This window comes from Catenulispora sp. GAS73, assembly GCF_041262085.1.
Lineage (GTDB): Bacteria > Actinomycetota > Actinomycetes > Streptomycetales > Catenulisporaceae > Catenulispora.
Genome location: NZ_JBGCCM010000019.1, coordinates 177,696 through 203,819, shown reverse-complemented (window position 1 = coordinate 203,819; position 26,124 = coordinate 177,696). Strand labels below are relative to the sequence as shown.

At 70.1% G+C, this 26,124-nt stretch carries 19 protein-coding genes; 8 read left to right on the top strand and 11 right to left on the bottom strand.

Annotation, left to right across the window (positions count from 1 at the left end):
- Positions 1-55 precede the first annotated feature (55 nt).
- A complete protein-coding gene (locus ABH935_RS27935) occupies positions 56-724 on the top strand; it encodes a hypothetical protein (protein WP_370380900.1) in 669 nt (222 codons plus the stop codon).
- 101 nt (positions 725-825) lie between these two features.
- Here the strand turns inward: ABH935_RS27935 and ABH935_RS27930 are convergent, their stop codons facing one another.
- Positions 826-1,869 (bottom strand): Lrp/AsnC family transcriptional regulator, encoded by a 1,044-nt coding sequence (locus ABH935_RS27930; RefSeq protein ID WP_370380899.1) that lies wholly within the window; start codon positions 1,867-1,869, stop codon positions 826-828.
- A gap of 130 nt (positions 1,870-1,999) precedes the next feature.
- Between ABH935_RS27930 and ABH935_RS27925 the strand changes: the two genes are divergently transcribed.
- The 3 genes from ABH935_RS27925 (at position 2,000) to ABH935_RS27915 (ending at position 6,457) form a co-directional block, all read left to right on the top strand.
- The gene (locus tag ABH935_RS27925; RefSeq protein ID WP_370380898.1) at positions 2,000-3,574 is read left to right on the top strand and encodes an MFS transporter; all 1,575 of its coding nucleotides are present in this window, start codon (positions 2,000-2,002) and stop codon (positions 3,572-3,574) included.
- Positions 3,575-3,675: 101 nt separating this feature from the next.
- On the top strand, positions 3,676-6,066 hold the full coding sequence (locus ABH935_RS27920; protein WP_370380897.1) for a protease pro-enzyme activation domain-containing protein: 2,391 nt from the start codon (positions 3,676-3,678) through the stop codon (positions 6,064-6,066).
- Between the two features lie 151 nt (positions 6,067-6,217).
- Positions 6,218-6,457 carry a hypothetical protein gene (locus ABH935_RS27915; protein WP_370380896.1) on the top strand — a complete coding sequence of 80 codons (240 nt, stop codon included), beginning with the start codon at positions 6,218-6,220 and terminating at the stop codon, positions 6,455-6,457.
- 116 nt (positions 6,458-6,573) lie between these two features.
- Here ABH935_RS27915 and ABH935_RS27910 read toward each other — a convergent pair whose 3' ends face one another.
- From ABH935_RS27910 to ABH935_RS27885, 6 genes are all read right to left on the bottom strand, one after another.
- Positions 6,574-7,029 carry an Rrf2 family transcriptional regulator gene (locus tag ABH935_RS27910; protein WP_194918909.1) on the bottom strand — a complete coding sequence of 152 codons (456 nt, stop codon included), beginning with the start codon at positions 7,027-7,029 and terminating at the stop codon, positions 6,574-6,576.
- A gap of 73 nt (positions 7,030-7,102) precedes the next feature.
- Positions 7,103-7,921: a DUF1684 domain-containing protein gene (locus ABH935_RS27905; RefSeq protein WP_370380895.1), complete on the bottom strand. Its 819-nt coding sequence runs from the start codon at positions 7,919-7,921 to the stop codon at positions 7,103-7,105.
- Positions 7,922-8,141: 220 nt separating this feature from the next.
- Complete coding sequence (locus ABH935_RS27900) at positions 8,142-9,065, bottom strand: hypothetical protein (RefSeq protein ID WP_370380894.1); 924 nt, start codon at positions 9,063-9,065, stop codon at positions 8,142-8,144.
- 184 nt (positions 9,066-9,249) lie between these two features.
- A complete protein-coding gene (locus ABH935_RS27895; protein ID WP_370380893.1) occupies positions 9,250-11,787 on the bottom strand; it encodes a cell wall-binding repeat-containing protein in 2,538 nt (845 codons plus the stop codon).
- A 172-nt stretch (positions 11,788-11,959) separates the two neighbouring features.
- A complete protein-coding gene (locus tag ABH935_RS27890) occupies positions 11,960-13,039 on the bottom strand; it encodes an inositol-3-phosphate synthase (RefSeq protein WP_370380892.1) in 1,080 nt (359 codons plus the stop codon).
- A 128-nt stretch (positions 13,040-13,167) separates the two neighbouring features.
- Positions 13,168-13,770 (bottom strand): PadR family transcriptional regulator, encoded by a 603-nt coding sequence (locus ABH935_RS27885; RefSeq protein ID WP_194918920.1) that lies wholly within the window; start codon positions 13,768-13,770, stop codon positions 13,168-13,170.
- Positions 13,771-14,180: 410 nt separating this feature from the next.
- On the opposite strand from ABH935_RS27885, the gene ABH935_RS27880 reads away from it, so the two are divergent.
- The 3 genes from ABH935_RS27880 (at position 14,181) to ABH935_RS27870 (ending at position 20,517) form a co-directional block, all read left to right on the top strand.
- Positions 14,181-17,198 (top strand): transglycosylase domain-containing protein, encoded by a 3,018-nt coding sequence (locus ABH935_RS27880; RefSeq protein WP_370380891.1) that lies wholly within the window; start codon positions 14,181-14,183, stop codon positions 17,196-17,198.
- Positions 17,199-17,257: 59 nt separating this feature from the next.
- The gene (locus ABH935_RS27875) at positions 17,258-18,799 is read left to right on the top strand and encodes a glycosyltransferase family 87 protein (protein WP_370380890.1); all 1,542 of its coding nucleotides are present in this window, start codon (positions 17,258-17,260) and stop codon (positions 18,797-18,799) included.
- A gap of 95 nt (positions 18,800-18,894) precedes the next feature.
- The gene (locus ABH935_RS27870) at positions 18,895-20,517 is read left to right on the top strand and encodes a mannosyltransferase family protein (protein ID WP_370380889.1); all 1,623 of its coding nucleotides are present in this window, start codon (positions 18,895-18,897) and stop codon (positions 20,515-20,517) included.
- Here the strand turns inward: ABH935_RS27870 and ABH935_RS27865 are convergent.
- The gene (locus ABH935_RS27865; RefSeq protein ID WP_370380888.1) at positions 20,502-21,263 is read right to left on the bottom strand and encodes a hypothetical protein; all 762 of its coding nucleotides are present in this window, start codon (positions 21,261-21,263) and stop codon (positions 20,502-20,504) included. The two genes, ABH935_RS27870 and ABH935_RS27865, sit on opposite strands and share 16 nt — an antisense overlap.
- Positions 21,264-21,343: 80 nt before the next feature.
- On the opposite strand from ABH935_RS27865, the gene ABH935_RS27860 reads away from it, so the two are divergent.
- Positions 21,344-22,909 (top strand): N,N-dimethylformamidase beta subunit family domain-containing protein, encoded by a 1,566-nt coding sequence (locus ABH935_RS27860; RefSeq protein ID WP_370380887.1) that lies wholly within the window; start codon positions 21,344-21,346, stop codon positions 22,907-22,909.
- Positions 22,910-22,984: 75 nt separating this feature from the next.
- Here the strand turns inward: ABH935_RS27860 and ABH935_RS27855 are convergent, their stop codons facing one another.
- The 3 genes from ABH935_RS27855 to ABH935_RS27845 are packed head-to-tail and all read right to left on the bottom strand — an operon-like array spanning position 22,985 to position 26,078.
- A complete protein-coding gene (locus tag ABH935_RS27855; RefSeq protein WP_370380886.1) occupies positions 22,985-24,043 on the bottom strand; it encodes an alanine racemase in 1,059 nt (352 codons plus the stop codon).
- A 52-nt stretch (positions 24,044-24,095) separates the two neighbouring features.
- Positions 24,096-25,280, bottom strand: a complete 1,185-nt coding sequence (locus ABH935_RS27850) for a lipid II:glycine glycyltransferase FemX (RefSeq protein WP_370380885.1) — start codon at positions 25,278-25,280, stop codon at positions 24,096-24,098.
- A gap of 9 nt (positions 25,281-25,289) precedes the next feature.
- Positions 25,290-26,078 carry a deoxyribonuclease IV gene (locus ABH935_RS27845; protein ID WP_370380884.1) on the bottom strand — a complete coding sequence of 263 codons (789 nt, stop codon included), beginning with the start codon at positions 26,076-26,078 and terminating at the stop codon, positions 25,290-25,292.
- Positions 26,079-26,124 lie beyond the last annotated feature (46 nt).

Genomic DNA, 26,124 nt, shown 5'->3' with positions numbered 1-26,124 from the left:
CCTTTGTAGACTCGAAAGCTGCCATAACACCTTCACCGCACGGGGGAACCACAGGATGTCCACGGCTGCCGACACGGCGAACAGCAAGCCCATCACCTACCGCTTGGACCTGGGTCAGGGGTGGACCCGGATCCGCCTGGACGAGCACGCCGAGGCCGACGTCAACGCGTTCCTGGACCGCGCCTTCGCCGCGGTGCCGGCCGACGCCGCCGAGGCCGGCCGCGGCCTGATCGCCGGCCGGCTGAACACCCAGATCGTCGCGGGGCGCGCCAAGGGCGGCATCGACTTCTACATCCCGACCCCCGGCGCGGGGCCGGCACCGGCGCTGACCGTGATGGCCTCCGAGGTGAAGATCCCGAGCACGGCGGTCCCGGAGCCGGCCGACGTGGTGGCCCGCGTCGCCGCCTCCAACCCGACCGCGCGGACCGGCGTGATCGCCGGCATGCCGGCCGTCCGCATCGACCGCAGCGCCGGCCTCGACCCCGACGCCGCCGCCGAGGAAGACGCCGACGACGACGGCCCGCAGCCGCCCCGCCCCCGGCACATCGAGTACGTCGTCCCGGTGGCCGGCGACCCGGACCACCGCTGGCTCTCGATCGCCCTGACCGGCCAGGCCGGCCCGGGCGCGGACGAGGCGAAGGTGGACGCCGCGGTCTCGCGGTTCGACCAGGCGGTCGCGGAGCTGGCTTGGACGGATGCCGAGGCCGAGGGGCCCGCTTCCTGAGCACGCTGTACTTCCCGGACCGGGCCGCACAGACGAGAATCTGCGGCCCGGTCTGCTTTCCGGTTTCCGGAAAAGAGGGAGCGTGACGTCTCAGTACCCGATCAGTACCCGACCTCGGGCGGGTCGTAGAGCCGCGATCCGTCGGTGAGCAGCCCGGCGCGCTTCACCGTGCGCAGCACCGTCACCACCTCCAGCTGCGCGACCTCCTTGATCGCGCCGAGCCGGCCGGTCATGTACTGGTACAGGTCCTCGATCTCGCGGCAGACCACCACGGCAGTCAGGTTGGTGGCGCCGGTGGTGGCCGCGGCGAACGGGACCTCGGGGTGTGAGCCGACCGCGCGGCCGACCGCGTCCAGGTCCGAGGGGGCGACCGAGGCCGACATCAGGGCCTCGACGTGGAAGCCCAGGCGGACCGGCAGGACCTCGACGTCGTAGTAGAGCACGCCGTTCTCGGTCAGCTGCTCCATGCGGCGCCGGACGGTCGACTCGGACTTCCCGACGGCGGCGGCCAGCTCCGGGTACGGCGTGCGGCCGTCCCGGGCCAGGACGGTGAGCAGCGCACGGTCGGCGTCGTCGAGTCCGTACTCCCCGCCCACCGTGGGGAAGTCCTGGCGCAGCGCGGCGACCTGGTCCGGGGCCAGGCCGGCGGCCAGACCCGGCCAGCCGCCGGGGCCGCCGACGAAGGCGTGCAGGATCGACTTCACCGACACCCCGGTCACCTGCCGGGTGCGGGGCAGCTTGTCCAGCAACAGCGAGTCGCGCTCGCGCCGGGTGCGGGAGCGGGTCATGCAGGACACCTCGGTGCCGCTGGCGTTGATAGTCACCCAGGCGATGTCCGGGCGGCGCGCCAGCGCGTCGGCGATCGCGCCGGACGCCCCGGGCACGCACTGCACCCTGACGTTGGACTGGTAGTGGCCGACGCGGTTCCCCATCGGCAGGCCGATCACCCGCAGCAGGCCGTCGCCCCGCAGCCGGCGATAGCGGCGGGTCACAGTCTGGTCGGTGACGCCCAGCACCTCGGCCAGCCGGCTGAAGGAGGCGCGGCCGTCGAGCATCAGGGCCTGGGCCAGCTGCCGGTCGAGCGCGTCGAACTCCTCGACCGCGGCACTGGGCTGAATGGTGTCACTGCGTTGCACCACTGTCATGGAAATCCATCATGCCAGGCGTTATGACTACTGAAAACCGCCATGATCGGCAATCTGGATAAGCGGATGCCGCCAACGCCTGGGACCGTCGGCACGACCGATCATCCCTCCGCGTCCTCAAGGAGGACTCATGCGCAAGTGGCTGCCGCTGATAGCGGTCTGCTTGGGGACGTTCATGCTGTTGGTGGACGTCACCATCGTCACCGTCGCCCTGCCCGACATGGCACGGAACCTGAACACCACGTTCGCCGACCTGCAGTGGGTCATGGACGTCTACGCGCTGGTGCTGGCCGCGCTCCTGCTGGCCGCCGGGTCGCTCGGCGACCGGTCCGGGCACCGCAGGCTCTACGTCACCGGGCTCGTCGTCTTCGCCGGCGCTTCGCTCGCCTGCGGCCTGGCCACCAGCCCCGGCGTGCTGATCGCGTTCCGCGCCGTGCAGGGCGTCGGCGGCGCGGCGATGCTCGCGACCACGGTCGCGCTGATCAGCCACCTGTACTCCGGGCGCGACCTGGGGACGGCCTTCGGCGTCTGGGGCGCGGTCAGCGGGGCCGCGGCGGCGGCCGGGCCGATCATGGGCGGGCTGCTGACCCAGCACCTGGACTGGCGGTGGATCTTCTTCGTCAACCTGCCGATCAGCGTGGTGGCGGTGGCCATGACGCTGCGGTACGTCGGCGAGTCGCGGGGCGAGCGGCGTCCGGGGGCGGACCTGCCGGGCCTGGTGACGTTCACCGCCGCGGCCGGGCTGGCGACGTACGCGCTGATCAAGGGCAACGACTACGGCTGGGGCTCGACGCGGACCGTCGGGGTGTTCGCCGGGGCGGCCGTGGCGCTGATCGCCTTCCTCGTGGCGGAGCTGCGCGGGAAGACGCCGATGCTGGACCTGCGGCTGTTCCGGAAGGGGACGTTCACCGGTGTGATGATCGGTGCGCTGATGCTGTCCGGGGCGGCGTTCTCGTACTTCGCCTACGAGTCCCTGTGGCTCCAGTCGGCGCGGGGGATGGGGCCGGTGACCGCCGGGCTGTGCTTCCTGCCGATGAGCTGCATGGCGTTCCTCACCGCGGGGCTCGGCGGACGGCTGCTGCAGGACCGGATCTCGCCGCGGGTGATGATCGGCGTCGGGCTGCTGCTCATCGCGGCGGGGTCGGCGGCGCAGATGGCGATCGGCGCCGGGTCGGGCTGGACGGTGCTGGTGCCGGGGCTGGCGATCAGCGGGGTCGGGGTCGGGATGGCCACGCCGAGCCTGGTCTCGACGGCGGTCGCGGCGGTCGGGTATCAGCGTGCGGGGATGGCCAGCGGCGCGGTGAACACGGCGCGGCAGTTGGGGAACGCGCTCGGCATCGCGGTGCTCGGGGTGGTGTTCCACGCGGGGCTGGCGTCGTCGGTGCACGGTTCGGGCGTCGCACGGCCGGCGGCGGTGACCGACGCGCTGGCGGCCGGGCAAGCGCAGGGCGTGCTGGCGGCCGGCGGAGCGGACCGGCGGGCCGGGCTGGAGCACGTGGTGCACGCGGCGTTCGCCTCCGGGCTGCGGTCGGCGTTCCTGGCGGCCGCCGTGATGGGCGTGGTCGGCGGGCTGGCGGTGCTGGCGCTGGTGCGGCGGCCGAGCGGTAGTCATGGCGGGGGACGGGGTGGCGGAAACGGTGGGGGACAGGAGCGCCCGGCGGAGTGGTCGGGGGCTGAGGTCGTGACCATCGCCGCGGAGGCCTGAACCGACCGACACGCTAGCTATCAATATCCGGGGATTCGCCCTCTGCCATGGCTAATGTCCTACCCGGTCTTCCGGGTAGGACGAGCAGAGGGCGAGTCTCCATGGTTGGGCGGTTCAGGCACCTCACGGCCACGTTGGTGGCCACGACGCTGCTGACGGGGCCGAGCACGCTGTCGGCCACCGCCACGGCGGCGACGGTTGTGGATGGTCCTACTACTGCGCGGATCGGGTTGGCCGGCGCTGACCCGGACGGGTTGCAGCGCTTCGCGGCGGCGGTGTCGGATCCGCACAGCGCGGAGTACCGGCACTTCCTCACGCCGGAGGAGGCCCGGGCGAAGTTCGGGCCGACGGCGGCGCAGCTGACGAAGGTGCACGCCTGGCTGGCCGGCGGCGGGCTGACGGTCACCGGGGAGAACAGCCACTGGATCGACGTGGCCGGGACGTCGGCGAAGATCCGGAAGGCGTTCGGGAGGCTGCCGCAGCTGCGCGACAACCCGGGCGAGGGACTCGCGGCGCGGGTGGCCGCGCAGGTGCCGCCGGCGCTGGTCGGGACGGTGTCGAGTGTGGCCGGGCTGGTGCCGGAGACGCACGGGGTGCGGCAGTTCTCTTATCGGGTCGCGGCGGGGCCGCGGCGGCGGGTGGTGAGCGGGGACGGGGTGAATCCGGGCGGGCCTATGCAGCCTGCTCTGCCTCAGGCTCCGAATACGCAGGTGAACCCTGGTGGGCCGAGGCAGCCGTCGGGGCCGGTCGGATCGGCTGGGCCGGTCGGAGCCGGTCTGCCGGTCATCGTCGGCGGACCGATCAAGCGCAGCCTGCCGCTGAATCCCGGCGACCCGACGCTGCCGTCGACGACGTCCACGGCGTGCTCGTCCGACTGGGGCGGCTCCCCCGCGACCGGCGTTCCGCAGGGCTACAACAAGCCCGACCCGCTCGTCGTCTGCGGCTACTCGCCGAAGCAGTTGCGCGCCGCGTACGGGGTCACCGCTTCGGGCTTCACCGGCAAGGCGGTCATCATCGGCGTCGTCGACGCCTACGGCTCGCCGACGATGCGGGCCGATGCGGACCAGTTCGCGACGTCGGTCGGGGACAAGGCGTTCGGCGCGGGTCAGTACACGGAGTCCGTGGACCGCGGTGCGTGGAAGCACCTCGGCGACGGCGTGTGTGAGACCCCTGCGGCGTGGGGCGGGGAGGAAGCGCTGGACGTGGAGATGGCGCACGGGCTCGCGCCGGGCGCGGTCGTGCACTACTTCGGCGCCGCCTCGTGCCAGGACCAGGACATCGCCGCGACGCTGGCCTCGATCGTGGACAAGCACCTGGCCGACACCGTCACCGGATCCTTCGGCGAGCTCATGCACTCCTCGGACCAAGGCGTCGATCCGGCGGTGATCGACCAGGAGAACAAGATCTTCATCACCGGGGCGGCCGAGGGCATCGGGTTCGCGTTCGCCACCGGGGACTGCGGGGACCAGGCGCCGGGTTTGACCGGGCCGGGGTGCGACGCGGGCTCGACGGCGGCGCAGGTGGAGTGGCCGGCTGCGTCGCCGTGGGTGACCGCGGTCGGCGGTACGGCGCTGGCGCTCGGGCCTACCGGGACGAGGCACTGGGAGGTGCCGATGGGCGACCTGCGCTCGGACCTGTCGGCGGACGGCAGCCAGTGGGCGCCGATGCCCGGCCGGTTCTTCTTCGGCGGGGGCGGCGGCGCGAGTACGGACTTCGCACAGCCGGCGTATCAGAAGGGCGTGGTACCGAAGGATCTTGCGCAGATCGCGGTCGCGGCGAGCGGTGGCCCGACCGGCGCGAAGGGGACGGCGGCCACGAAGGGCGCGGGCGACTCGCCCGATGCGGTCGGCCCGACGGGCCCGACGGGCCCAACCGGCACGCCCGGCACGCCTGGTCCGGCTGGCCCGGCCGGTCCGACGGCGCCGACCGTCACACCGAGCCAGCCGCCTGCCACGACCATTCCGACACCGACTCCGACTCCGACACCGACACCGACCCCGCCTCCGCCGCCCGCCAGCCCCCCGAAGCGCACGGTCCCGGACATCGCGATGGACGGCGACCTGCTGACCGCCGTGCTCACCGGCCACACCGACCCGACCCTCGGCGGCTACGGTCAGGACGTCGTCGGCGGCACGTCGGTCGCGGCGCCGATGTTCGCCGCGGTGCAGGCGGACGCCGAGCAGGCCGCCGGCGGGGCGCTGGGCTTCGCCGACCCGGCGCTGTACAAGCGGGCCGGCACGAAGCAGTTCACCGACATCGTCGACCACCCGAAGGGCGCGCCGAACCCGATCTCGGCCGTCGTGGACCACGGGATGTTCGGCGACGTGCACGAGGCGCGGCTGTTCAAGCTCGGCTTCGACCACGGCCTGAGCGCCCGCAAGGGGTACGACACCGCGACCGGGCTCGGTTCACCGACGGCGGCGTACATCGCCTCGTTCAAGCCGGCCCCCAGCAAGGGCGGCGGCGGAAAGAAGAAGCAGCCGGCCGCCTGACTATTCGCCCGATGAGGTCAAGGCCCGTGACCGGCCGAGCGCGCGCGGGGTTGGGCGACGTGATCGGCCGCGATGGCGCGGCCGATCGCCGTGAACCAGCACCGAACCGCCATCGCAGCCACCATCGAACCGCCATTGATAGGAGTCGGCCGTGCGCAAGCTCGCCACCCTCGCCGTCCTGACGCTGAGCGCCGGAACCGTCCTCGCCGGCGGCGCCACGTCCGCCAACGCCGCCATCAACCTCGGCAACCCGGTCCCGGACGACACCACCACCGCCCCGGCGCCGGTCAGCACGGACTTCGCCAACACCTGGTGCGGCGCGCCCTGGCAGTGGAGCACCGGGCAGGCCTGTGACAATCACCAGGCGCCGACGGCGGCCCCGGCGCAGTAGGCAGGTCGCGGAGCGGTTCGAGCCCTCGCGAGCGCGAGGGCTCGAAGCTCAACGCGGGTGCTGAAACGCGTGCCGGAACCGGCACCCCACCTCACCGGCCCCGCCCCCGCCCCACCTCACCGGGGCAGCCAAGCCTCCGGGGACTCCGCCATCCGCCGCACGTGCGCCGGCAGCTTCCCGCTCAGCACGTGGGCGAGGCTGGTCTCGTCGAGCACCTTGCGCAGAGCGGCGCGGGCGGCGACCCAGACGTCCGAGAGGTGCTCGGCGGCGTTGCTGTATTCGGTCTCGTGGGGGCGGAGCCCTCGCACTTCCGCCAGGGGGCCGTCGACGGCGCGGATCACCTGGCCGATGGAGATGGCGCTGGCCGGGCGCGCGAGGCTGTAACCGCCCTCGGCGCCGCGGTGGCTGCGGATCAGGTCGGCGCGGCGGAGCTCGACCAGGATCGACTCGACGAACTTGCGGGGCAGGCCCTGGTGGTCGATCAGGACCGTGGACTTCACCAGGTCCGGACCGTGGGCCGCGAGCTCGAGCATCACCCGGACCGCGTAGTCGGCTTTTGCTGAGATCTGCACGATGCCGATGCTAACAGCCGGTATACCCACTGGTTCCCTGGGAATTAGGAGGTACCGCCGTGCGCCGCCGGCGTCAGGAGCGGACCGCGCGCCGCTTCTCCCCCGCGGCCACCGCCAGGTCCAGCCGGTTGCCGACCGGGGGCACCGGGCAGATGAAGTGGTCGCTGAAGGCGCACGGCGGCAGCTGCGCGCGGTTGAAGTCCAGGCGCGTCGAACCGCTGCCGGGCTCCGGGGCGGGGACGGCGAGCTGGCGGAAGCCGAACGTGTCGGGCCCGTTGGTGGCGTCGCCGAAGGTGACGTCGAACCCGTCGCGCCCCGCCGTCGCGGCGAGCCGGTACTCGGCGCCGTCGTGCTCGAAGACGAGGTCGCCGTCCAGCGCCAGCCCGCGCTCCCTGCCGTCCGCGTTCAGCACGCGCTCGACGTGGCCGTGGACGTAGGGCTCGTAGCGCGCTTCGAAGACCAGCGCCGGGTCGTAGGAGAAGCGTTCGATCCCGGCGAAGCTGCGGCGGTTCTCGGCCTCGGGGTCGTACACCCGGACCGCGAGCACGCCTTCGCGCACGATCGGCACCAGCTTGCGGCCGTGGTGGAACACCACGGTCGGATCCGGCGCGAGATCGGGATCGAGCAGCCGCACGCCGTCCACCGGAACGCCCTCGACCAGCAACGCGTCGGCGGACGTGGCCGTGACGATGATGCTCCCCCGGTCCGCGTCGGCGGCCCACACACCCGGCAGCCCGTCGATCCGCGTCGCGGCGCCATCCTCCAGCCAGTGTGTCGCGACCAGGGCGAGGACCCCGTACTCGGCGGAGACGGACGCGTCGCGCTTCTCAGCCCACTGATCCCAGTCCGCCGGTGCGGGGCGGGTCGTCGTAGTCGGCTCCGTCTCGGGCATGCTGGACTCTCCCTAGCTTTCCTATGGGCATTGCCTGGTGGGCGCAACGCCTCGGCAAGCTAGTGGTATTCCGGCGCCTGAGTCACGACCTGCCCATGGATCGGCCGCGGCGTGTCTCTCCAGATGGTCGCACGCCGCGGCCGAACGGGCCCGGATCAGTGCGGCCCGACTCAACTCAACTCAAGAACCTCAACTCAAGAACAGTGCAGCCCGACCAGGCTCAGCCGTGCGTCACGCAGGCATTCGCCTTGTTGGACCACAGCCCCTGCACGTCGAACTTGCCGGTGCTCAGCGTCTCGTACGCGTCCAGGTTGACGCACTCGTCGCCGATCTCCCCGTTGGCGGTGTTGTTCCAGCCGTCGGTGGGCCAGAAGTCGGTGACGGTCTCGGCGTACTCGTGGGTCTCGGTGGACTCGATGCCCGAGAGCAGACGGCCGTCGGTGAGCGTGGTGCACGCCCCGGCGCCCAGGTCCGGCACGTACGGCATGTTGGTGTACGCGAGCTTGCCGTAGCTGGTGCTGGTGAAGTCGTGCCAGGCGCAGAAGCCACTGTTCGGGAAGCCGTCCGGGTGGGTGCCGGTGGCCGACAGGACGACGTACTGCGCGTTGAGGTTCGGCGCCTGGGTCTTGTTACCGAAGTGCCCGGCGGCCTTGCCCGCCTCGGAGGCGATCTGCGCCTGCGTCGCGTTGGTCGGCGCGGCCGAGCCGTTGTCGAACCAGACACCGCCGAGGATCGAGGCGCTGGGGTGCTTCACGAACGTCGCGCTCGACGGGCACGTAGTGGTCCCGACCGGAGCGTTCTCGCAGTACTGCGTGAGGATCGTGCCCCACGTGTCCTTCGCGCCGTACAGACCCTTGAACAGGTTCTGCATGTCGGGCGCGACCTTCGCCGGGTCCTTGGACCACTGCGAACCCCAGAAGACGAGGTATACCTTGGGGGTCGGCGACACCACGCCGGACTTGCCGTTGGTCTGCAGCGACAGGGTGTCGGGGCCGGTGGCCTGCGAGGTCGCCTTCGCAACCGCGCCCTTGGTGATGGGCTTGGCGCCGAAGTGGCTCACCCCGACGGCCGACGAGGTCGATATCGACATCGTGAAAGCCGTGGCGGCGGCAGCGGTGAGCGCGGCCAGACGGATCGTGCGCATGGGTCTCCTTCGTGGGGTGGCAAGGACGGCCTGATGGGCCTCACGAAGGAATGTGGTGGAATATCAGAAGTCTGTAAATGGACACTTGAGTAAAACTCAAGTCAACGGAAACGCCCGCCGACCAAGGGGATTCCTTGGCCAGCAGGCGCCGTCTTGCTCAGACGTGAGCGGGGCAACGGAACGCTTAGCGCTCCACACCACCGATCGCGTGGGTGATCTGGTCCATCACCGCCTTGTTGAGGGCCACCGGGCCGCCGAACATCGTGATGGTCGAGAGCTGGCTCTGCATCGTGCGCAGCAGACTGGCGTCCGCCGGGGCCAGGACCGTCGGGGGCGTGAGGATCAGCGGCTCGCCGGCGTTGGCCATGTACGCACCGCCGGTGAGGGCGTCCGCGAACTGCATGCCCGTGGCCACACCGAACTGCGTCACCGGCATGTCGGCCGCGAAGCGCTTCGCCACCTCCACCGCCGTCGCGTACCGGTCCGCGCCCATCAGGGTGTGCGCCGCACCGCCCAGATAGCTGGTCGCCTTCACCGCCGCGCCGCCCACCGCGTTGAGGTGGAAGGCCGGGTCGGGGGCGCCGTTCTTGCGCTCGGCGGCGGCGATATAGGCCTTGGTGTTCGCGTCCAGCGTGGGGCCGTTGGACAGCAGGATCGCGTTGCCCTCGTCGGCGGCCAGCGGGCCGGCCGACAGGGCGTCGGCGAAGTCCCCGCCGGTGGCCACCACGACCTGGTGCGGGGAGCCCATGCCCTGCTCCGCGATCTGCAGCGCGGTCCCGTAGCGGTCCTGGCCGCCGAAGCGCTGGACGTTGTAGCCCATGCCCTGCAGCTGCTGCTGCACCTTCGGCGAGACCGCCTGGTTGCCGCCGAGGATGTAGACCGTCTTGCCCCTGGGCAGGACCCGCCGGATCTCGGCCGCGGTGGCGCCGTTCAGCGACGCCGGCGGGGTCAGCAGCAGCGGACCGCGGTCCCGCTTGGCCAGCGGCACACCGGCCAGCGCGTCCGGGAAGTTGTCGCCGCGCGCCAGCACCACGGCGTCGGCGATCGCCCGGGAAGTGTTGTCGCCGCCGGCGTTGGACCACTGGCTCTGCGACACCGCGACGCCGGTCGCGTAGCGGTCGTTGCCGGCCAGCCGGGAGACGGAGGTCGGCTGCGCCGGCGGCACGTTTGGCGGGGTCGGCGTACCGGAGTTGTCGAAGCAGGCCTGGCTGTGGTGGTTCAGGAACGACGCCATGTAGGCCTGCGCCGCGATCTGGCCGACGCGCTGCTCGGCGCCCACATAGGAGTTCTCGGCCTGGTCGGCCGGCGTCGTCGCCGGGTTCCACGGCGCGTAGGTCTGGCCGGTGCTGAAGCGGTTCTGCAGGTCCAGTTCGGCGTTGAGGTGCGTGACCGCGTAGTTGTACGCGGCCGGCGCCTGCGGGTTCTCGCCGGTCAGGTGCGAGTTGTAGACACTCACGAGAGCGTCGAAGGACCCGTAGTAGGCCGGGAACTGCGTACCCCAGTCGTTGCCCTGCGGGTAGTTGATCTTTGCCGAGCTCGTCGACTGGTAGATCGGCGCGGACGTGGTGAGCGTCACGTCCTGCGTCAGGTTGTTCGGGTCCGGCGCGTAGGGGAAGCTCGTCGGCGTCGTCAGCGCGCTGTAGGTCAGGCCGACGTTGTTCGTCGCGGCCTGCGGCGCGCACTTCCCGGCCAGCGCGAAGGTGCCGACCTGCTGCAGCGACTGGTCCAGCGCCGTCATGTACAGCGGGTGCAGGATGTTGTGGTTCTGCACGGTGCCGTCCTTCTGGACGTTCCACCCCTGCAGCCACTGGTTCAGCTGGCGGCCGTTGACCACGGCGTTGCCGGCCGCGCCGTTGACGTCGTCAGGCGTCGCGGTGTCCGCGATCAGCAGGTCCTCGTTGCGGCGCTGCCAGTTCGCGGCGTTCGGGTGGTTGGGCATCATCGCCACGGACAGCCCGAGCAGCTGCGCCTCGTAGTTGTCCTCCTCGGCCTTGGTGTCGCCGGGGGTGATGTCCGCGCCGGACCTGTTGTACTGGTACAGCTGCTGGCTGCCGGTGTCCGAGGTCAGGTAGACGTCGTTGCCGGTGGTCAGCCGGTTCGCCTCGTCGGCCAGCATCCGGGCCACGGCGTCCCGGTCCCACGGCGACAGCTTGTCCCAGACCAGCCACGCCGCCTGGCCGGTGTAGAACGCCCAGAGCGGGGACTGCCAGCTGTTGCCCCACGTGGACACACCCGCGAGGGAGTTGTTGGCGTAGTAGCGGTGCGCGAGCGCGCGCACCATGGTCGCCGCGCGGTTCTCGGCCTCGTCGGGGCTGATGCCGGAGTCGTACTGGTCCCAGTCGCCCAGCTTCACGGCGGTGGCGATGGACAGCGCGGCCATGCCCGGCAGGCGGAAGCTCTGCTCGGGGACGGCGCCGGCGATGTCCAGGTTCAGGTATCCGTCGGACGCCACGTTGTTGCCGTTGTTGTACGTGGAGTTGTACCAAGTGGTCCCGAGGTAGCGCGCAGAGTTGGCCAGGACCGCCGCGAGCTGCCTGCTGACCTGATCTGTCGGCGCGCCGCCGGACAGCGAGGACGAGTTGATCGCCACGACGTCCGAACCGGACGCCGAGACGGTGATACTCGCGGCTGAGGCGCTGGGCGCCGAGACCATGGTCCCGCCGAAGGCCGCGCCTGCCACCGCGAGACTCGATATGACCGAAATTTCGCGCTTGCGACCCATGTAAGACTCCTTGCGATTTTAAATACCTCGCGGGAGCTTACGCGAACTGCCCCGGGCCTATGCAGGCTCGGGGCAGTATTTTGAGGCGTAATTTCGTCTACGGACTATGGCGTAGACGGCTGGTCCGGTAAGGGCAATGAACTCGTCAACGCCCTACCCGACCAGGGGCAAATCAGCGCTCGACTTCGCCGCGGATGAACTTCTCCACCGCGTCGCGGGCCTCGTCGTCGAAGTACTGGACCGGCGGCGACTTCATGAAGTACGAGGACGCCGACAGGATCGGGCCGCCGATGCCGCGGTCCAGCGCGATCTTCGCGCAGCGCACCGCGTCGATGATGACGCCCGCGGAGTTCGGGGAGTCCCAGACTTCGAGCTTGTACTCCAGGTTCAGCGGGACGTCGCCGAAGGCGCGACCCTCCAGGCGCACGTACGCCCACTTGCGGTCGTCGAGCCACGCGACGTAGTCCGACGGGCCGATGTGCACGTTGCCGGCGCCGAGGTCGTGGGACAGCTGCGAGGTCACGGCCTGGGTCTTGGAGATCTTCTTGGACTCCAGGCGCTCGCGCTCCAGCATGTTCATGAAGTCCATGTTGCCGCCGACGTTCAGCTGCATGGTGCGGTCCAGCACGACACCGCGGTCCTCGAACAGCTTGGCCAGCACGCGGTGCGTGATGGTCGCGCCGACCTGGGACTTGATGTCGTCGCCGACGATCGGGACCCCGGCGGCCTCGAACTTGTCGGCCCACTCCTTGGTACCGGCGATGAAGACCGGCAGCGCGTTCACGAACGCCACCTTGGCGTCGATCGCGACCTGCGCGTAGTACTCGACGGCGGACTGCGAGCCCACCGGCAGGTAGCAGACCACGACGTCGGCCTTGGCGGCCTTCAGCGCGGCGACCATGTCGACCGGCTCGGCGTCGGACTCCACGATGGTCTGGCGGTAGTACTTGCCCAGGCCGTCGTTGGTGTGGCCGCGCTGCACGATCACGCCGGTCGGCGGGACGTCGGCGATCTTGATGGTGTTGTTCTCGCTGGCACCGATGGCGTCGGCCAGGTCCAGGCCCACCTTCTTGGCGTCGACGTCGAAGGCGGCGACGAACTCCAGGTCGCTGACGTGGTACTCGCCGAACTGGACGTGCATCAGACCGGGGACCTTGGCGTTGGGGTCTGCGTCCTTGTAGTACTCGACGCCCTGCACCAGCGAGGCGGCGCAGTTACCGACGCCGATGATCGCTACTCGAACCGAACCCATGGACGGTTTCTCCTTCATGTTCCGCGCCCGGGGGAAACGGGCACGTTCTCCTGCATATTTATGGAAAGGGGACAGTGGCCGGCCGGCTGCGACCGGGCCTCGGGTGTGACCTCTCAACGCCGCCGGCGCTAAGAGGCCCGGGGCTCCGGGGAGCCTTGCTGGGGTTGCTGCGGTGGTGTCGGGAACGCCTGCTCGTGCTCGGTCCTGATGAGCTCGTTGAGCCATCTGACCTCGCGCTCGGTGCTCTCCAGACCGTGCCGTTGGAGCTCCAGCGTGTAGGAGTCCAACCGGTCACGGCTGCGGGCCAGCGAGCCCCGCACCGCTTCCATCCGCTCCTCCAGACGGCTGCGCCGCCCCTCAAGGATGCGGATCCGGACGCCGGCGTTCGTCCGCCCGAAGAACGCGAAATGAACGCCGAAGTTGTCGTCCTCCCAGGCCGCCGAGCCGGAGGTGGTCATGAGCTCCTGGAACCGCTCCTTGCCCTCCGCGGTCAGCTTGTAGCTGATCTTGGCCCGGCGTGAGGAGGCGATGTTGGCGGTCTGGGTGTCGTCCTCGGCGATCCAGCCGCGGGCGACCAGGTCCTTCAGACAGGGGTACAGGGTCCCGTAGGACAGCGCGCGGAAGGCGCCGAGCTGCACGTTGAGCTGACGGCGCAGCTCGTAGCCGTGCATCGGGTGCTCGTGGAGCAGGCCGAGGACGGCCAGTTCCAGGATCTGGGACCGCTTCGCCATCGCTGCTCCTTCCTCGACCGTGCGCGCCGTACGGTTCCGTACGCCGCCGCCTGCATGTGAAACAAACACTGGCGATACATCGGGCGGATACACCAACTCGATACAGCCACTCGATGTATCGCTCCGATACATCGAGACGTTAGCGGGTGTCGGCCGTCCCGCACAAGTCCCCAGGTGACCGGGGCGAAACGGACACTTCGACGCCAGTCGCGCTCCGCGCACGGGTCCGTGGCGTACCCTGTGCCGGTAGCGCGTCCGGGGCGGGGCGGGATCGCAACCGACTGACCGGTTTCGGGCGTCTCCGCGAGCAAGCCGGTTCATGGCGGTTCTCAGCCGCCTGATTCCGGCAGGCAGGGGGGCGTGCGGCAAAGCGTGGCTCCACAGAGGACTCAGGTGAGGCGGACCGAGGTATGAGCGAGCACGGCAGTCGGCGCGCCGGAGGTGGCGGCGGATCACGGGGGCGCCGGTCGGCCAACGGCGGCGGCTTCTCCGACAAGCTCGACGGGCTCACCAACCAATTGTCCGGAATGTTCGGCAAGCGCGGCGGCGGCCGGCGCGGCGGCGACGGATACGACGACCAGTACGACGAGTACGGGTCCTATGACGACCGCGGCTACGAGAACTCCGGCTACGGCGACTCGCACCACGACGGCTACGGCGACGAGGCCGAGGTCGCCTCCGGCGGCGGCCGACGGGGCGCCGGACGCCGCGCCTCGGCCGGCTCCGGCGGAACTGGCGGCACCGGCGGCACCGGTCGCGGCCGGGGCGGACGCGGCGGCCGGAACGGCGGCTACGGCCCGGACGACCTGCCCCCCAAAGACTGGTGGATGAAGTTCATCAACTACCCGCGCTACGGAAAGCGCGGGTGGCGGCATTGGATGCCGTCCATCAAGCAGGTGCTGTCGGTCTTCCTGGGCTTCCTGTTCACCGTCATAGGCGTGGTGGCCTACGCGTACGCGAACACGCAGATCCCGCAGGTCAAGAACAGCATCGCGGCCGGCAACCCGACCACCTACACGTATGACGACGGCGAGGTCTTCGCGGACATCGGCGTCCACTACTACCAGGTCAACGACATAAACCAGATCCCGAAGGCGTTCCAGGACGCGTTCGTCGCGGCGGAGAACTACTCCTTCTGGACCGACCCCGGCGTGTCGTTCACCGGTGTGGCGCGTTCGGCGCTCAACGACTTGTTCGGCAGCGGCGGCAAACAGGGCGGTTCGACGATCACCCAGGAGTACGTGAAGAACGCGTACCTGTCGCAGGACCAGACGCTGAGCCGCAAGATCAACGAAGTCATGATCGCGATAAAGCTCAACCACCAGGAGAGCAAGCAGCAGATTCTGCTCGGTTACCTGAACCAGATCTCGTTCGGTCGCGGCGCCTACGGCATCGACGCGGCCTCGCGCGCCTACTTCGGCAAGCCGATCAGCCAGATGACCAACGCCAACATCGGCGAGGCGGCGTTCCTGGCCTCGGTGATCAACGACCCCAGCAACTTCTCCACAGCGCTGGTCAACGACAAGTCCCGCAAGGACAACCCCAAGACGTTCGAGCGCTTCTTGAAGCGGTACAACGCGGTCCTGGCGAACATGTCGCAGTACGGCTTCGAGCCGAAGGCGGCCACCGACCCACTCCAGAACAAGCTGCCGACTGTCCAGGACTTCAAGGGGCCGAACCTCTCCGGGTGGGTCGGGTACATGAAGGACTCCGCCACGCAGTATCTCCAGGCGCAGCTGCAGGAGTACCCGGACGACCCGCAGACGCAGAAGTTCGCGAACATCGACAACCTGTCCAAGGGCGGGTACAAGATCGTCACGACGTACAACCACGTGATGATGGCCGATTCGAAGACCGCGGCGGACGCGCTGTGGACGGGGACCAGCGGCGGCGGTGGCGGAAAGTGGAACCCCAAGACCCACGCCTCCGACCATGACGTGCACCTGGCGTTCGCGTCGGTGGACCCGCACAACGGCGAACTGAAGTCCTTCTACACCGGCACCGACGGCGTGGAGGATTACAGCCAGAACGCGTTCAACTACGCGGTGCAGGGTGGCGTGCAGGTCGGTTCGACGTTCAAGCCGATCACGCTGGCGACCGCGCTGCAGTCCGGCAAGTTCTCGCTGGACAGCACGGAGGAGGGCAGCAACGTCAAGCCGCTCTTCTACCCGCCGGGCAACCCCCAGCCGCTGACCTACACCGACTCCCACGGCAACACCAAGTTGTATCCGCCCAACGAGGACGACGAGGTCGGCGGCTTCAACGGCAACGCGACGCTGAAGCAGGGCCTGGCGATGTCGCTGAACTCGGTGTTCGCCGCTCTGGAGCTGGACCCGTCCGTGGGCGTGCCCGCCGTCTACAACATGGCTGAGGCCCTCGGCATCAAGCCGGAGACCCCCGACTTCAAGATGGTGGCCTCGCTGACCCTGGGCACCGCCGAAATCACGCCCATGCGCATGGCCAATGCCTACGGCGCCTTCGACAACGGCGGCGTCTCGCACGAGCCGGTGCAGGTCACCGCGATCATCGACCAGCGCACCGGGCAGACGGTCTGGACGCCGAAGTCGATGCGCAAGGACACCGGCATCAACAAGCAGGTGATGTCGGCGAACACCGCCGCCGGTGTCACCGCGGCGCTGCAGGGCGTGCTCCAGAAGGGCGGCACGGCCGGTGCGAACACCGACGCCGCCGCTCTGATGAGCGCGGCGAACGGCAACCTGGCCGGCAAGACCGGTACCACCGACTTCAACCACTCGGCATGGTTCACGGGCTTCTCCTCGTCTCTGGCGACCTCCGTGGCGGTGTTCAGATCGACACCGGACGGGGCCCTGGAGTCGATCAAGGGTCTGGGCTATGACGACCAGAGCACCCGCATCAACGGTATGGACTGGCCGACGACGGTCTGGTCGAAGTTCATGAGCATCGAGCTCAACAAGGACAAGACCAACTTCGCCAAACCGTTCGCGCCGTACGCACCGATCTGTTCGGGTGTCAGCAACATCGTGAGCTTCGGCCAGTCCGTCTCGGCCGGCCCGCTGGCCACGGACACGAACTCGCTGCCCGGCACGCCGACCGGCTCGGAGGCGAACTGCCAGGCGGTGTTCGTCCCGACGCCGAGCCCGACGCCGACGCCGACCCCGACGAAGGCCACGACGTCGTCGGCTCCGCCGCTGTGCCAGTCGCCGGCGAGTTACGACCCGGCCTCGCAGCAGTGTGTGACGCTGCCGTCGACCCCGACGGACACCAGCTCGCAGCAGCAGCCGAGCGGCACCGGGACGTCGAACACCACCGGGCCGACCAGCCCGACCAGCACCACCCCGACCACGCCGTCGAGCAGGTTCTGCCAGCAGCACCCGACCGATCCGCAGTGCCCGACGACGTCGACGCCGACGAGCAGCTCAAGCTCGTCGAACCTCTTCGGCGGGTGAGGTCGGATCTTTCCGGGGACATGCAGACGGGGAACGGAGCGGTAGGGCACGATGTGCGAGTGAGTTCGGACGTGAGCGACCAGGCGCCCGGCCCGTCGGAGGAACCGACGGGCCGGGGCGCGGCGGCGGCACCGATCCTGGTCGCCCCCTCCCTCGACGACCCGGTGGTGAACGCCGCCTCCGACGCCGTGGGCGGCCCGCTGGGCGCGCGTGCGTGGCGGCCCCGGCTGGGGTCACGCTCCGCGATCCGGACGGTGGCCAGGGTGCTGGTGCTGCTGACGCTGCTCACGTTGGGGCTGGGGGTGGCGCAGCGCTCGCCGTGCTACTCCACGGCCTGGAACGGCACGGGCAAGCAGCAGTACAACCACCTGTGCTACACCGACGTGCCGTACATGTACTACGGCCGGGGCTTCGACAAGCACCTCACGCCGTACCGGCAGACCGACACGGCCAGCGGCAACTACGGCCTGGAGTACCCGGTGGTGGCCGGCGCGGCGATGGAGACCGCGGCGCTGCTGGCGCAGAAGATGGGCGCCGACACCCCGGACCAGGTGCGCTGGTTCTACAACGTCACGACCTGGTTCCTGATCATCTTCGCGATCGTCTGCGTCCTGGCGGTGATCGGGCTCGCCGGACGAAGACCGTGGGACGCGGCGATGTTCGCGCTGGCGCCGGGGCTGTTGCTGACCGGAACCATAAACTGGGACCTGATCGCGGTGGCGCTGGCCTCGGTCGGGATGCTGGCGTGGGCGCGGAACAAGCCGGTGGTCGCGGGCATCGCGCTGGGCCTGGGCTCGGCGACGAAGCTGTACCCCGTGTTCCTGCTGATCCCGCTGCTGGTGCTGTGCTGGCGCGCGGGCCGGATGCGCCAGTGGACGCAGGCGACCGGCACCGCGGCGCTGACCTGGCTGGCGGTGAACGCCCCGGTCATGATCTTCGCCTTCCAGGGCTGGAAGTACTTCTTCACGTTCAACGACAACCGCCCGATCGACCTGGGCTCGCCGTGGTTCGCGATCCGCCACTGGTGGGGCTGGGAGCCGCCGAACAAGAACATCGTCATCATCGCCCTGGTGCTGGCCGGCTGGCTGGCGGTGGCGCTGCTGGGGCTGATGACGCGGTGCCGGCCGCGGTTCGCGCAGCTGGCGTTCCTGACGGTCGCGGTGTTCGTGCTGCTGAACAAGGTGTACTCGCCGCAGTACGTGCTGTGGCTGATCCCGCTGGCGGTACTGGCCAGGCCGCGCTGGCGCGACTTCCTGATCTGGCAGTGCTGCGAGGCCGCCTACTACGTGGCGGTCTGGTACTACCTGGTCTGGCAGGCCGGGCCCAGCAACGGCAACACCCGCGGACTCCCGGACAACTTCTACGTCTGGGCGATCGTGATCCACCTCGCCGGCATCGTGTTCCTGATGGTGCAGATCGTCCGCGACATCCTGGACCCCCGCCGCGACCCGATCCGCGCCGACGGCATCGACGACGACCCGGCGGGCGGCGCACTGGCGGACAGCCCGGACGTCTGGGCCTGGTCGCAGCCCCGCTCCCACCGCGCGGGGGCGGCGGCGGGGCACGGGGCCGGCGCCGAGCCCGAGCTCGCTTCGGCCTGAGATTGGCCGCGGGGGACGGGGCTCGGGATGCTCCGGATACTCCGGGCGCTCGACGGCCGGAGAACGATAGTCGCGAACCTGACGGCGAGGCGGTCGTGGCGCAGGAGCTGGATGGCGGTGGGCTCGGCGGCCGCGGGCTTGGCGGCGACGCGCTGGAGGATGGCGCGCTAGATGACGGCGCGCTGGCGGCCCAGTCGGCGCAGAGCAGCGGTAGGCAGGCGCAGGCAGTGCTGGATGGCGACGCGCTTGGCGGCAGCGGGCTCGGCGATGGCGCGCTGGATGGCGGCGCACTTGGTAGCCGCGGGCTTGGCGGCGACGCGCTGGAGGATGGCGCGCTGGCGGCCCGGTCGGCGGAGAGTAGCGGCCGGCAGGCGCGGGCCGTGCTGGAAAGCGATGGTCGTGTGCGGTCTGCTGGTCGGCGACCCCGGCGCGGGCTCGGGGATGGGGACCGCGCGGCGTTGAGGGCGTGGGGCGCGACTCGGCTCGGGATGATCGTGCTGGCGTGGATGAGTGCGTGGGTGTTCGCGACGGCGGCCACGACGCCGGGGCCCTGGCTGGCGCGCTGGGACCGGTGGGATGAGGGGATCTTCACCAGCATCGCGCAGCACTGGTACTTCGCGGCGGGGACTGATCCGAGGCATGTGGCGTTCTTCCCGGGGTTTCCCGTCGCCATGTGGCTGACGCATCTCTTGGTGCGGAACTGGGTCGCCGCCGGGTTGGTGGTGTCCGCGGTCGGCAGTGCGGTCGCGACGGTGGCCTTGGGGCGGCTGGCGGCGCAGGAGGTCGAGGGCGCTTGGGTGCGTCGCGGCCGCGACCGCAATCCACTGGACGCAGTGCTTCGGTTGCCGCGCATGCGCGGCGCCAACAACGCCGACAACCATGCCGCCCTCAAGCGCGCTGAGGTTCCGGACTCCGAGCCGGCCTCTGTTCCGCAGGCCTCCCCGCGCCTCCCCCTGACCGTCCGCGCCCGAGCCAAGCGAGCCGGCGCCAACGCCGCGCTCTTCTTCACCCTCGCGCCCGCGGCCGTCTTCCTCGCGGCGGGCTACAGCGAGAGCCTGTTCGCCGCGTTCGCGTTCTCTGCGTGGGCGGCGGCGCGGCGTGATCGGTGGGTGAGCGCCGTAGTGCTGGCGGCGGCTGCCAGCGCTGTGCGGGTGAACGGGCTGTTCCTCGCGGCGGCGATCGCGCTGGAGTTCGTGCTCGCCGGGCGGGCTCGGCGGAGGTGGCGGCAGGCGCCGCTGCTCGTCGTGCCGGCGCTGCCGGTCGCGGCCTACGTGCTCTACCTCCACCACGACACCGGCGACTGGTTCGCGTGGCAGCACGCGCAGGCCGCTGGCTGGTTCCGCACGTTCCGCAACCCGAAGTACGCGTGGGACCAGACCTGGCGTGCGGCCTTCGGCGCCAGCCAGGCGGGGCACACCGCGTGGGTCTTCCAGTTGGAGCTGCTGGCGGTGGTCGTGGGGCTCGGGCTGACCGCGCTCCTGCTGCTGAAGCGCCGGTGGCCCGAAGCCCTCTACGTCGCCCTCTCGTTGCTCGCGCTGGGCACCACCACGTGGTTCATGTCCGTCCCGCGCACCATGCTCCTGTGGTGGCCGCTGTGGACGATGCTCGGCGCGTGGGCCACCCGGCGCCCGGCCGTGCGCACGCTCTACCTCTGCTGCGTCGCGCCGGTCATGGCGGGCGTGGCGTTGCTGTTCCTGTCGGGTCAGTGGGCGGGCTGAGCGGACCGATCGGACTGAGCGGATCGGGCAGATCGGGCGCGCTTGTCGGCCCGGACCCAGCGCGCGCCGACCAGGTAGCCGGCGGCGGTTGTTCCGCCGGTGACCACGATCCCCCACACCGTCGCGTCGGAGCGGTGCACGTAGAAGACGACGACCGCCACGACCGTGAGCGCGATCAGGTACCGGTCCGCGGCCTGCGCGAAGCCGCGGCGGAAGCCGGTTCGCGGGGTGTGGCGCATGACCCGCGCGCCGATCAGCCCGAAGACCAGCATCACCAGCGAGATGAAGACCAGCGGGTACGTGGCCGGGGTCGCGTCCACGACGGCGAACGTCCCCCGCGCGTTCTCGACGCTGACCACGTTGCCCTGCACGACCCGCGCGGTGACCTTGTCGCCCTTGTGCGGATTGAAGGCCGGCCAGTCCGCCTCCGCGAACGGGATCTGCGGGCCCGGCGCGGTCGACGGCGGGATGTCGAGCGTGATCCAGCCCGTCAGTACCGAGCGGGTGCCGCCGTGCTTGCCGTCGGTGACGGCGATCGTGCGCCGGAAAGCACCGGTGTCGGTGATCGTGGCGGGCTCGTCGATCCAGCAGTAGGCGTTCTCCTGCGCGGCCTGCGACGAGCTGCATGCGGCGGCGCGGCTGGCGCTCACGCCCGCGTCACTGTGCGTGACCGTGATCGCCCAGAACACGACTGCGGCTGCCACCAACACGGTGGACAGGAGCGTGCCGAACGGAATGCGAGTCATGTAGTCCCCCCGATCAGTGTCCTGCCAGGTATCTGGGCCGCAGAGGGGATTCCTCAAACCTCCCGGCTACGATCGTCCCCATGTCGAGCACGTCGAAGTTCCTGCGCGATCTGGCCAAGAAGACCAACACGGCTTCGGCCGCGCGCGCCGTCCTGAAGGCCACGCACCTGAAGTCCGGGCCGGGGCGTCTGGGGGATCCGCGCGTGGGGCTTCCGGCGTCTGTACTCCCGGCCGGCGGGAACCGTATTACTGCGGAGAACGCTAAGGCGGGTTCCGCGGACTGGCGGATGGGTGCGGGGAAGTCGCGGCCGGGGACGGACTACGAGCGCCAGATCAAGGGCTACGCGTCGACCGATTCGGTGGCCGTCGGCGAGGCCATCGACTTCCACGTCGCGGTGGAGCCCGCGGGGTCGTTCACGATCTCCGTCTACCGCCTCGGCTACTACGCCGGCGCCTCGGCACGCCGCGTCCTGGTCTCGCCGACGCTGACCGCCGGGCCGCAGCCGGTTCCCACGGCCGATCCGGAGACGGGCCGCATCGCGGTGGAGTGGCCGGTGGCGTGGACGCTGGACGTCCCGAAGGAGTGGGTGTCGGGGACGTACGTGGCGGTGCTGGACAAGGCCGACGGGTTCCGCAACTACGTGCCGTTCGTCGTGCGGGACGACGAGGCCGCGTCCGACTTCCTCGTGGTGCTGCCGTCGACGAGTTGGCAGGCGTACAACTGGTGGCCGCGCGACGGGATCACGGGTCGGAACGTCTACTACGGCTACGTCACTAAGGAAGCTGCGGAAGGAGACTCCGCGCTTAAAGCGAAGTTCTCCACAGACGCCCGCGGCTGGATCTCCAACCCCGCGCGCGCCACACAGGTCTCGTTCGCGCGGCCGTACTTCGCCGACGGACTGCCCGACGGCTTCGTCCGCGAACAGTCCTTCATCCAGTGGGCCGAGGGAATGGGCTACGACCTCACCTACGCCACGGGACTGGACCTGCACGCCGGACGCATCGACCCGGCCAAGTACCGGGGCCTGATCTTCGCGGGCCACGACGAGTACTGGTCCACCGACATGTACCGGCACGCGGAAGAGGCGGTAGCGGCGGGAACGTCTCTGGCGTTCCTCACTGCGAACAACGCCTATTGGCACGTCCGCTATGACGAGTCCACGCGAACCATGTCCTGCTACAAGGGCTTCGAGGACCCGCACGTCGAAGACTTCCCCACCGGGATGTGGCGCGCCGGCGAAGGGCATCCGCGCGCCGAACAGCAACTCATGGGAGTGCAGTACAGCGGCATCCTTAAGGGCCGCCACGCATTGGTGGTCCGCGAGGCCGGGCACTGGTTCTGGGCCGGCACGGGTCTCAAGGACGGCGACGAGATCCCCGGCCTCCTCGGCGGCGAGGCTGACTCGTTCTTCGAGGCGATGCCGAAGGCGAAGGCAGAGGAGCAGGCGCTGCTGACGGCGACGCCCTACACGATCTCCAACGGCACGCAGTTCGTCCAGAACACGAGCGTCTACCGGGCGCCGAGCGGCGCCTGGGTGTTCACCGCGGGCACGTTCCTGTGGCCGCTGGGGCTGGGGCACCCGGGGTATCAGGACAAGCGGGTGACTCGGGCGATGGCGAACTTCTTGGGGCGCGTGAAGGGATAGCCGCACCGGTCCGGCTGCCGGTCCGACTGCCGTGCCGCCGCTGATGCCGACCGGCGCCGGCCGAGAGAGCCACCCTCAGTCGAAGACCACCCGGTCCACATGCGTCATCACCGGGCTCACCTCGACCGGCAGCTCCTCCCCCACCTTCGGCGGCGTGACACCGGCGGGCAGGAACAGCACCGAGACCTGCATGTGCGGCGGCTCCGCGAACCACAGCGTCTTCCCCTGCCAGGAGAACGGCGACATGGTCCGGTTCAGCAGGGCCAGTCCTGCGCGGGCCGTGAACTTCGCCCGGGACTTGAGGCCCGGGACGCCGCGGCCGAAGTTCTTCGGGTTCTCCAGGCCGACGCCGTGGGCGGTGCCGCCGGAGGCCACGATCAGGTAGCCGTCCGCGCGGACCTTGTGCTGGCGGTAGCCGAAGCGGTCGCCCTTGCTCACCTTCTGCACGCTGTGCACAGTGCCGCGCGCCTGGAGCGCCTTACGGTTGCCGAGCCAGAGTTCGGTGCCGATCCGCGGGCGTACCGTCGTCCCCTGATGCCGCTTGGCCAGGGTGCTGATCTCGGCGGGGGACAGGTGACTGACGAACAGAGTCCGCACCGGGATGCCTGCGGCGACCAAGGCGTCGACCCAATCGCTGACTTCGCGGAGGTAGTCGCCTGCCACGCGGTCCAGCGGCATGTGCACCGAGAAGCCCTCGACGCGCGCCTGGTCGGACTCCAGAGCTGTGGCGAGCCTGGGGATGTCCTTCTTCTCCAGGCCGAAGCGGCGCATGGAGGTCATCAGGTCGATGACCACACGCCGGCCCAGCAGGGCCTCCACCGCCTCGACTGAGGACACGGTGCGGATGACGCGGTCCGGGAGGCCGCGGACGTCCTCGCCGAGCAAGTACGGCGTGAGGACCAGGAGGCGTCCGGAGTAGTGGTCCTTGGCCTGTTCGGCTTCGGCGGCCGTGCCCACTGCCGTTATCTCCACGCCGCCTGCGGCGAGCTTGGAGGCGGCCTCCATGAGGTTCGGGATGCCGAGGCCGTAGCCGTTGACGCCCTTGGCCACCGGCACCAGATCGGGGTGGCGGGCCAGGACTTCGTCCTGGTGGGCGCGCCAGCGCTCCGTGTCGACGTGCAGCGTGAGCGACAAGGTTCCGACTCCTTAGGGAAACAGCTCAGGGGATGCGCAGTGGGTCGCGTCCTTAGCGGCGGGCCATATACATCTCGAAGGCGCGGTGCAGCAGCGGGTTCAGGGCGTAGTCCCACTCCCCGAGGTACTCCACCGCCTGGCCGCCGGTGCCCAGCTTGAACTGGATCAGGCCGAACAGGTGGTCCTCCGGGTCCAGGGTGTCACTGATGCCGCGCAGGTCGTAGACCTTGCAGCCGGCGGCGTGCGAGTCGCTGAGCATGCGCCACTGGATCGCGTTGGAGGGCCGCAGTTCGCGCTTGTGGTTGTCGGAGGCGCCGTAGGAGTACCAGGCGTGGTCCCCGACGGTGACCAGCGTCGTGGCGGCCAGCAGCTCCCCGTCGTGGCGGGCCAGGTACAGGCGCAGGCGGTTGGGGTTCTCCGCCTCCATCGCCTTCCACATGCGCTGGAAGTAGGCCAGGGGGCGCGGGGTGAAGTGGTCGCGGACGGCGGTGATCTCGTAGATCTTGTGGAACTCCGCGAGGTCCTCGTAGCCGCCGAGGGTGACCTCGACGCCGTTCTTGTCCGCCTTCTTGATGTTGCGCCGCCACAGCTGGTTGAAGCCCTTCTGGATGTCCTCCAGGGTGCGGGGCTTGCCGGCGTCGTCGACCAGCGGCAGCTGGAAGACGTAGCGGGGCTGGAAGTCGCCGAAGCCGGCGCCGTCGGACTCCTTGCGGGTCCAGCCGGTGGCGCGCAGCTTGTCGATGACGCGCAGGGCCGCGGGGTCCTCGAAGTCCGGCTTGATGTCCTTCAGGCGGACGCCGCCCTCGGTCTCGGCGATCGCCTTCTTCAACGTCTCCGAGGTCCAGCGGCGGGAGACCAGTTGCGGGCCCATCTTCACCGTGAACGCGCGGCGCTTGCGCAGGTGCGCCAGCAGCAGCTTGAGCGCCTGGCCGGCGTCGGCGGAGGTGAGGTCCAGGATCGGGCCCTCGGGGAGGTAGGCCAGGGAGCGGCGCAGGAAGGGGAGCTTGTCCCGCTTGGGGATCGGCACGTCCCGGTAGAGCACCAGGGCCGCGCCGACGACCTGGCCGGTGGCGTCGTCGACCCAGCCGACCGACTCCGGCCGCCAGTCCGTCTTCACGTCGCCGTTGGCAGGACACTGCAGGAAGCTGACAGAGGTCGCGACGTCCTTGTCCGCCGCGCGTTCCTCGATGAACGCCACATGTTCCTCGCGGCTCAGCGTCCGCACCCTCAAGACCATGCGCCAACCTTATGCGACGCGCTCCCGCAGCCACTTGATGTCCGCCGCCTGTGCCTCCGGACCGCCCGGGGTCTCGCAGATCGCCGGGCACCCGGCGTCCGCGATAACCTGCGCGATCAGGTCCGGAGGGGCGATCTCGCCGGTGCCGAAGTTGGCGTGGCGGTCGATGCCGGAGTCGAAGCCGCCCTGGGAGTCGTTGGCGTGCACCAGGTCGACCCGGCCGGTGACGGCCGAGATGTCGGCGACGGCGCTCTCCAGCGGGATGCCGCCGGCGAAGGCGTGGCAGGTGTCCAGGCACAGGCCGATGCCGCTGTGCCCGACGGCGTCCCACAACTTCGCGATCGCCTCCAGGCGCCGGGCCATGGCGTGATCGCCGCCGGCGGTGTTCTCGATGAACACCGGGCAGTGCTGCTCCAACTGGTCCACGGCCTTGCGCCAGTTCTCGAAGCCGACGTCGGGGTCGTCGTTGGCGGTGGTGTGGCCGCCGTGCACGACCACGCCGCGGGCGCCCGCCTCCGCGGCCAGCGCGACGGTCTGCTGGAGCAGCTTGCGGCTCGGGATGCGGATCCGGTTGTTGGTGCTGGCGACGTTGATGATGTACGCGGCGTGCACGTAGACGGCCACGTTGGCTTGCTCGGCGGCAGCCCTCAGCGCGGCGGCGCCGCCGGGATAGGCGACGGTCGGCGCCTTCCAGCTCTGCGGATCGCCCAGGAAGATCTGGACGGCGTCGGCCCCGCGGGCCGCCGCCTCCGCGATCGGGTCTTCGTTGCCGACATGGGAGCCGATGAGCATAGCCATGGGCCCCACGCTAACGCCCGGCGCCGACAGAGCTACTCAGGCGGCC

What these genes read in the sequence shown, in the direction of transcription:
- ABH935_RS27935 (WP_370380900.1), top strand. Translation starts at nt 56, where the DNA reads ATGTCCACGGCTGCCGACACGGCGAACAGCAAGCCCATCACCTACCGC.
- ABH935_RS27930 (WP_370380899.1), bottom strand. Translation starts at nt 1,869, where the DNA reads ATGACAGTGGTGCAACGCAGTGACACCATTCAGCCCAGTGCCGCGGTC.
- ABH935_RS27925 (WP_370380898.1), top strand. Translation starts at nt 2,000, where the DNA reads ATGCGCAAGTGGCTGCCGCTGATAGCGGTCTGCTTGGGGACGTTCATG.
- ABH935_RS27920 (WP_370380897.1), top strand. Translation starts at nt 3,676, where the DNA reads ATGGTTGGGCGGTTCAGGCACCTCACGGCCACGTTGGTGGCCACGACG.
- ABH935_RS27905 (WP_370380895.1), bottom strand. Translation starts at nt 7,921, where the DNA reads ATGCCCGAGACGGAGCCGACTACGACGACCCGCCCCGCACCGGCGGAC.
- ABH935_RS27900 (WP_370380894.1), bottom strand. Translation starts at nt 9,065, where the DNA reads ATGCGCACGATCCGTCTGGCCGCGCTCACCGCTGCCGCCGCCACGGCT.
- ABH935_RS27895 (WP_370380893.1), bottom strand. Translation starts at nt 11,787, where the DNA reads ATGGGTCGCAAGCGCGAAATTTCGGTCATATCGAGTCTCGCGGTGGCA.
- ABH935_RS27890 (WP_370380892.1), bottom strand. Translation starts at nt 13,039, where the DNA reads ATGGGTTCGGTTCGAGTAGCGATCATCGGCGTCGGTAACTGCGCCGCC.
- ABH935_RS27885 (WP_194918920.1), bottom strand. Translation starts at nt 13,770, where the DNA reads ATGGCGAAGCGGTCCCAGATCCTGGAACTGGCCGTCCTCGGCCTGCTC.
- ABH935_RS27880 (WP_370380891.1), top strand. Translation starts at nt 14,181, where the DNA reads ATGAGCGAGCACGGCAGTCGGCGCGCCGGAGGTGGCGGCGGATCACGG.
- ABH935_RS27865 (WP_370380888.1), bottom strand. Translation starts at nt 21,263, where the DNA reads ATGACTCGCATTCCGTTCGGCACGCTCCTGTCCACCGTGTTGGTGGCA.
- ABH935_RS27860 (WP_370380887.1), top strand. Translation starts at nt 21,344, where the DNA reads ATGTCGAGCACGTCGAAGTTCCTGCGCGATCTGGCCAAGAAGACCAAC.
- ABH935_RS27850 (WP_370380885.1), bottom strand. Translation starts at nt 25,280, where the DNA reads ATGGTCTTGAGGGTGCGGACGCTGAGCCGCGAGGAACATGTGGCGTTC.
- ABH935_RS27845 (WP_370380884.1), bottom strand. Translation starts at nt 26,078, where the DNA reads ATGGCTATGCTCATCGGCTCCCATGTCGGCAACGAAGACCCGATCGCG.